Below are 6,653 nucleotides of genomic sequence, written 5' to 3'. Positions count from 1 at the left end.
AATATAAATAAAAGACTGTATTTTATTTATACAGCCTTTTTTCTTCTAAAAACATATTTTGTTTTTTATATTTTCAAAATCTTCTACTTTAAGAATTTTTATATTCGTAACTTCTTCTATTCCATAAGTATCTATTCTTATGCATTGCTCTTTAACTATTTCTATAAATACTTCTTTTACAAATTCAGCATTTCTATTACTTACTTTATCATTTGTAATAACCTCTTCAAAAAACTCTTTTAACATTTCTAATAAATCATCTTCTAATTCATAATCTTTTTCTTTACTTATCTTTTCAACAAAATCCATCATCTCTTCAACTGAATAGTCAAAGAATATAATGCTCTTACCAACAAGTTTTACAAGTTCTTTTTTGTTATGAATCATTGTTTCAATCAAATCTTCATCACCTGAAAATATAATTATAAAATGCCCATTACTATAATCTATTAAATTCATTATATTATTTGTTGCTTCCTTACTTTTAATAAGATTTACTGCATCTGCATAATCATTTTCATATAAATTACTAAGATACAAAACTCCTCCACCAAAACTATCCATTGCCTCTTCTATCTCTCCATCATGGCTATAATCAAGAGCCTGTGATAAGTCTGTTTGTATAAAATTATATTCTGGTACAAGCCCTAAAATATAATAAAGCTTTCCAAGTATTCTTGCTATACTCTCTTTTCCAACTCCTATATTCCCCTCAAAAGTGAATATATATGGAATATCAATAGTTTTATAAGCTATTCTGCCTCTTATTATCTGCATTTTCAAAAAACTTACAAGTCTTGCTATATCATCTTTTACCTCTTCAAGTCCTACCATAGCTTCAAGTTCTTTATAAAGAATATTATCAATTTCTGCTTCAATATCATTTCCAAGCCCTAGTGCTTTTCCATTATAAAACTTTCCACTATATATTTCTTCACCATTACTATTTAAAAGTTTTCCAACACCACAGCGAATATCATCTTTCCATTCTCCAGTATAAATTATATTTCCAAATGAGTCATAACTTACACCAAACCCAAATTTCTTTCCATTTCTAAAAAAACCTTCATATGACACTTTCTCTTTAGTATCATATAGTTTACCATTTCCATCAAACGAACCTTTATATAATTCTCCAGAATATTTAAGTTTATTTTTATAAAAAACTTTTCCATTTCCAGTAGCTTCATTATTTGAAAAAATCCCTTTATAAATATAATCACCTTTTTCTATATAATTATAAACTTCCTCGTCGTTATCTATAATTAAATTTAAAGATTCTTCTTTTTCTTTTACTACTACTTCTTCACTATTATTTTTTTCATTTTCACTGACTATATTTTCACATTCTACACTTTCTCTATTATCTTTTAGTATTTCACCTTCAAGCTCTTCCTCTATTACTTCTGTTATTTCTTCATCAATATCATCACTTTCCTCAACTTCTTGTGTTTCTTCATTTATATTACTATTCTCTCCATAAACTTCATAGATAACTTCATCTTCATCATCAAACTTATCTATATCAAATTTATCATTATTTAAAATATTATTTTCTACCGTACTATGTTCATTCTCACTTTCATAAAATTCACCAACTTTATTACCAATAAAACTTTCTAATGTATCAAAGTTATTATTTTTATATTCTATATCATTTTTAGGCTCATCTTCATATATAATCTCTAATGATTTATCTATGATATCTTGTCCTTTTTCATCATATGCATCAATTTTAATATCAAGGTTTTCACTATGTGGAATTTCAACATCCGTTTTTAATATCTTAACAACATTTGCTTCTAATCGCTTTCCTCTACTAAAAAAACCTTCAAATATATTTAATCCATCTCTATTATATAAAACACCTTCACCTGATTTTTCATCATTAAACCATTCACCATCATATTCAAGATTCCCTTGAATATAATAACTTCTACCTCTTCCATGCTTTTTATCATTACTAAAATCACCTTTGTATAGTATAAGATTATCATTTCCAAAAATCGTTCCACTACCTTCTCTTTTTGAATCTTTCCAAGAGCCTCGATAGTTAAGTTCTCCTGATGCATAATACAAACTTCCAAATCCTGATTTCTTATCTAATATCCATTCGCCTTTATATTTTACACCATCTTCATAGTATATAGTTCCAATTCCATTCTTCTTACTATCCTCAAACTGTCCCTCATACTCAATTCTTCCTGTATCTGTATAAAGAACTCCCTGTCCACAAGCACTTCCACCAAGCCATTTCCCCTCATAAAATTTCGCTCCATTTTCATAAAATAAAACACCCATTCCACTTGGATTATCACTTTCCCATTCTCCAGTATACTTAATTCCACCACTAGGATAATATAATCTTCCCCTACCAGCTCTTAATTCACCTTCAAACTCTCCTTCATAAAGCTTATTTTGTAATTTATCATAAATTATTTTATAAACACCCATCTTCTAAAACTTCACCCCTTATAAAAGTGTTATATTTAAATAAAATCTCCCTACTTATTTATATTTATAAAACTGTTAAAAAGTGATAACTTCTTAAAAATAAAAAAATTGCACCTTAGTTTTACACTAAGATACAATTTTCTACTATTTATTAAAAGCTTCTTTCCATTGTTCTTCTTTAAATCCTACAAGAACCTTATCATCTAAAACAACTAAAGGTCTTTTTACAAGCATTCCTTCAGTTGATAAAATTTCTAACAGTTCATCAAGTGGTGCTGATTTAACAACATCCTTAAGTCCAAGTTCTCTGTATCTAATTCCTGATGTATTAAAGAATTTATTTATAGTTAATCCACTTTTCTCAAAAAATACTTTTAACTCTTCTTTAGTCGGATTATTTTCAACTATATGTCTATCTTCAAAATCTATTCCATTTTCTTCAAGCCATTTTTTAGCTTTCTTACAAGTAGTACATTTTGGATACTCTAAAAATAATGTTTTCATATAAACACTCCTTTACTTTAATACTCGTTATTATATAATATACTATTTCTACCTACAAGTATTTTATATTATTTAGGGATTTTAACATATGCCTTAAATAAATCACCTTCACACTCTACTTTAAATACACCTTCATGGAGTTCTACAATACTCTTTGTTATTGCAAGACCAAGACCTGAACCCTCAACACCAGAATTTCTTGATTTATCACCACGATAAAATCTTTCAACAATATCATCTGAATCAAAATCAAGCTCATATTCAGATATATTTTTAAATGATATAAGGATATCACTACCAATATCCTGAACATTTATATAAACTCTTGTATTATCAAGCCCATATTTTAAAGCGTTCGTACCAAGATTTTGGAATACTCTAGACATTCTCATACCATCCATCTGAATAATTCCTTCTTCTATCCCCTTAATCTTAAACTCCATGTTTTTTTCTGTATTATAGTCATCAAGCTCTGCAATACATTGATGCAGAAGTTGAACTATATCAATATCATGCTTATCAAGAGTTATCTTACCTGAATTCATTTTAGAAACTTCAAATAAATCTTCAATTAAATCTTTAAGTCTTGTAGACTTTTCATCTAAAATATCAATATAAGCCGCTCTCTCATCTTCAGTAATATCTTCTCTTTGAATTATATTAACATAATTTATTATAGAAGTTAGAGGAGTTTTTAAATCATGTGAAACATTTGATATAAGTTCAGTTTTCATTTTTTCAGAAGTTAGTCCCTCTTCAATAGCTGTCTTATAACCTATTCTTATATCATTTATCCCCTTACTAAGCTTTCTTATTTGATGGTCATCATCAAACCTTACCTCAATATCAAAATTCCCCATTTCAATAGACTTAAGATTTGTTGTAACAAACTCTATCCCTTCATATCTATAAAGAATTTTTATTACAAAATGTAAAAGCAAAGCTGCTGGAATAGCAAAAATAACTAATAATTTAAGCATTTGTACTTCTATCCTAATCATATTATCTAAAGCTATACTTTCAAAAACAAATATTAAAGCTAAAGCAAGTACTCCAAATCCTATAATAATCCAGACAACACTATCTTTTAAAACTTCATCAAACATAATATTTCTTTTAAGTAATGTATATACAGCATTTTTTATTTTACTAAGATATCCCCACCTCAAACTATCTCTATATAATTTAAGTCCCATATTTTTAAACATCATAATTTTTTTAGAAAGTATAATTATTATTATTAAAATACATATACCACTTAAAACTGCGACCATATCAATTGCTCTAATTTCACTTTCATATATCTTAGATGGTGTAAAATAAATTTTTTCAAAACCATTACTAGATTTAACATTATTTGCATTATCATATGCCATTCTTGCAAAAATATTTTCTTCCTTTTCTTCTCCTAAAGCATCAAGAATCTCTTTTGAACTTTTGAAAGGAACTAAAAGGTCCTTAATCCAAGATTTATTTGAATAGACAACTTTCTTTTTAGTATCAAAAATAATAACTCCAATATCACCAACCCCTTGAATATCTTCAAGTATTTTATCCTCATCATCATTAAATTTTTCTACTTCACGAAATTTTTCAAGCACAGGTAATTTTTTAGTAACTTGTCCTTCAATTTCTTTTGCCTGTGCATTTAATCTCTCAGTCATATATGTTTCTTTATCTAAGATAGCTAACTTATACGGTATCTTCTCATCATTAATTATCATATTACCTGAAAAAATAGTTATAAAAAATGGAATTGCTATAAGTAAACATAAGCATATAAAGTTCTCTGTTGACCTTACCTTTAACTTATAATTGTTAAACCATTTATTAACTATACCCAGACTACTTTTATTCTCTGTCCATTTTGTACCCAATTCCCCACACCACCTTTATATACTCTGGGTTCTTTGAGTTAACTTCTATTTTTTCTCTCATTCTTCTTATATGAACCGTAACTGTGTTTTCACTTTTATAGAAAACTTCTTTCCAAACTTTTTCATAAATTTCTTTAATTGAAAAAATCCTCCCAGTATTTGAAGCAAGTAAAACTAAAATCTTATATTCAGTTGCTGTAAGTCTTATTTCTTCATCCCTTAAAACTACACTTTTATTAACTGTATCAATAGTTAAATCTTTAATCTTAATTTTTTGAGAAGATGTTTCTACATCAAGTGGCTTTTCATATCTTCTTAGTTGTGACTTAACTCTTGCAACTAATTCTAAGTGATTAAATGGCTTTGTAACATAATCATCTGCACCAATATTTAAACCAAGTATTTTATCCCTATCTTCTGATTTTGCTGAAATCATAATAATAGGAATATTTTTTTCCTCTCTAATTTTCATACATGCATTAATTCCATCCATTCTTGGCATCATAACATCTAAAATAACTAAATGAATTGGTTCTGTTTCTAGCAACTCAATAGCTTCTTGTCCATCTTTAGCTTTTATAACTTTAAAGCCTTCACTTCTTAAATATATATCTACCGCATCTCTAATTTCTTTTTCATCATCTGCAACCAGTACCGTAAATTTATTCATATATCCCCCTTAAACCTTTTTTAGTTAATTAAAATATCTCATATTGAAAATATTAACATATTTAAATTAACTAATTATTAAATTTAAATTAATTCATGTAGCAAATCAGAATAATTTTAAGGAAAATGGAGTTAATATGTGCTAAAATCCTATATCCTAATATTTTGCAGAAATACATAGATATATAAAGATGGTTTATTTTTCAAAATCCTTTATACTATTAAATGATTATATACATAGGAGATTATTTTATTATGACTAATCTGAGTAAAAAAACGACAATTATCGACATATCAGTAATCATAGCTGGTTGCATAATTGCTTCTTCAGGAGTAAATATATTCCTAACAGATGCAAAGCTTCTAAGTGGTGGTGCTACAGGAATCGGGCTTATATTCCAATATTTATTTGGTATAAATGCAGGAATAATAGTTCTAATTATCAATATACCTTTATTTTTATTAAGCTATCTTAAGCTAGATAAAAGATTTACTATCTATTCAATAATTGGAACTTTAGCTTTATCATTTTCACTTATGCTTACAGCAAACATACATATAAACCTTAATATAAGCGATCCGCTTGTTTTATGTATCTATGGTGGTGTTCTTTGTGGAATAGGTTATGGACTAGTCTTTTCAAGAAGTGGTTCAACAGGTGGAACTGACATAATAACTATGGCAATTAAGAAAAAATATTCTAATTTAAACATAGGTAAAGTCGGACTTGCTCTAAACTTTATTATTGTTACAGTAGCTTCATTCTATTTTGGATTATCAATAGCTCTGTATACTTTAATTTGTATGTTTACTCAAGGTATAGTTATCGACAAAGTTATTAATGGTCTTAACTCAAAAAAATTACTTCTAATAATAACTCAAAAAGAACAAGAAGTAATAGACCATATAATAGTTAAAATGAACAGAGGAGTAACTTCACTTGAAGCAAATGGTGAATACTCACATAAACATGGAAAAATGCTATATTGCCTTGTAACAACAAGACAAATGATATCTTTAAAAACAACTATTTTAGAAATTGACCCAACAGCTTTTATAACAATAATATCTGTTAATGAAGTTAAAGGTCGTGGATTTGAAAGTATGGTTGCATAAATAAAAGGATGTCCACCACTTGGTGAACATCCT

General features: G+C 27.4%; 5 protein-coding genes. 1 reads left to right on the top strand and 4 read right to left on the bottom strand.

The window, feature by feature from the left end; genetic code table 11:
- Positions 1–45: 45 nt before the first annotated feature.
- The 4 genes from Q0V15_RS01375 to Q0V15_RS01360 form a co-directional block, all read right to left on the bottom strand.
- Entirely contained in the window at positions 46–2,454 is a 2,409-nt protein-coding gene (locus tag Q0V15_RS01375; RefSeq protein WP_297435248.1) for a hypothetical protein, read from the bottom strand.
- Between the two features lie 144 nt (positions 2,455–2,598).
- On the bottom strand, positions 2,599–2,958 hold the full coding sequence (locus tag Q0V15_RS01370) for a Spx/MgsR family RNA polymerase-binding regulatory protein (protein ID WP_297435246.1): 360 nt from the start codon (positions 2,956–2,958) through the stop codon (positions 2,599–2,601).
- Positions 2,959–3,026: 68 nt separating this feature from the next.
- Positions 3,027–4,835 carry a cell wall metabolism sensor histidine kinase WalK gene (locus Q0V15_RS01365; RefSeq protein WP_297435244.1) on the bottom strand — a complete coding sequence of 603 codons (1,809 nt, stop codon included), beginning with the start codon at positions 4,833–4,835 and terminating at the stop codon, positions 3,027–3,029.
- Positions 4,810–5,505, bottom strand: a complete 696-nt coding sequence (locus Q0V15_RS01360) for a response regulator transcription factor (RefSeq protein ID WP_297435242.1) — start codon at positions 5,503–5,505, stop codon at positions 4,810–4,812. The genes Q0V15_RS01365 and Q0V15_RS01360 overlap by 26 nt, the downstream gene beginning before the upstream one ends.
- Before the next feature lie 254 nt (positions 5,506–5,759).
- Between Q0V15_RS01360 and Q0V15_RS01355 the strand changes: the two genes are divergently transcribed.
- Positions 5,760–6,620, top strand: a complete 861-nt coding sequence (locus Q0V15_RS01355) for a YitT family protein (protein ID WP_297435240.1) — start codon at positions 5,760–5,762, stop codon at positions 6,618–6,620.
- Positions 6,621–6,653: the final 33 nt, after the last annotated feature.

This window comes from uncultured Clostridium sp. (assembly GCF_947036855.1).
Taxonomy (GTDB): Bacteria; Bacillota; Clostridia; order Clostridiales; family Clostridiaceae; genus Sarcina.
Note: the sequence above shows the minus strand (reverse complement) of the source record. Positions and strands in the feature narration are given on the sequence as shown.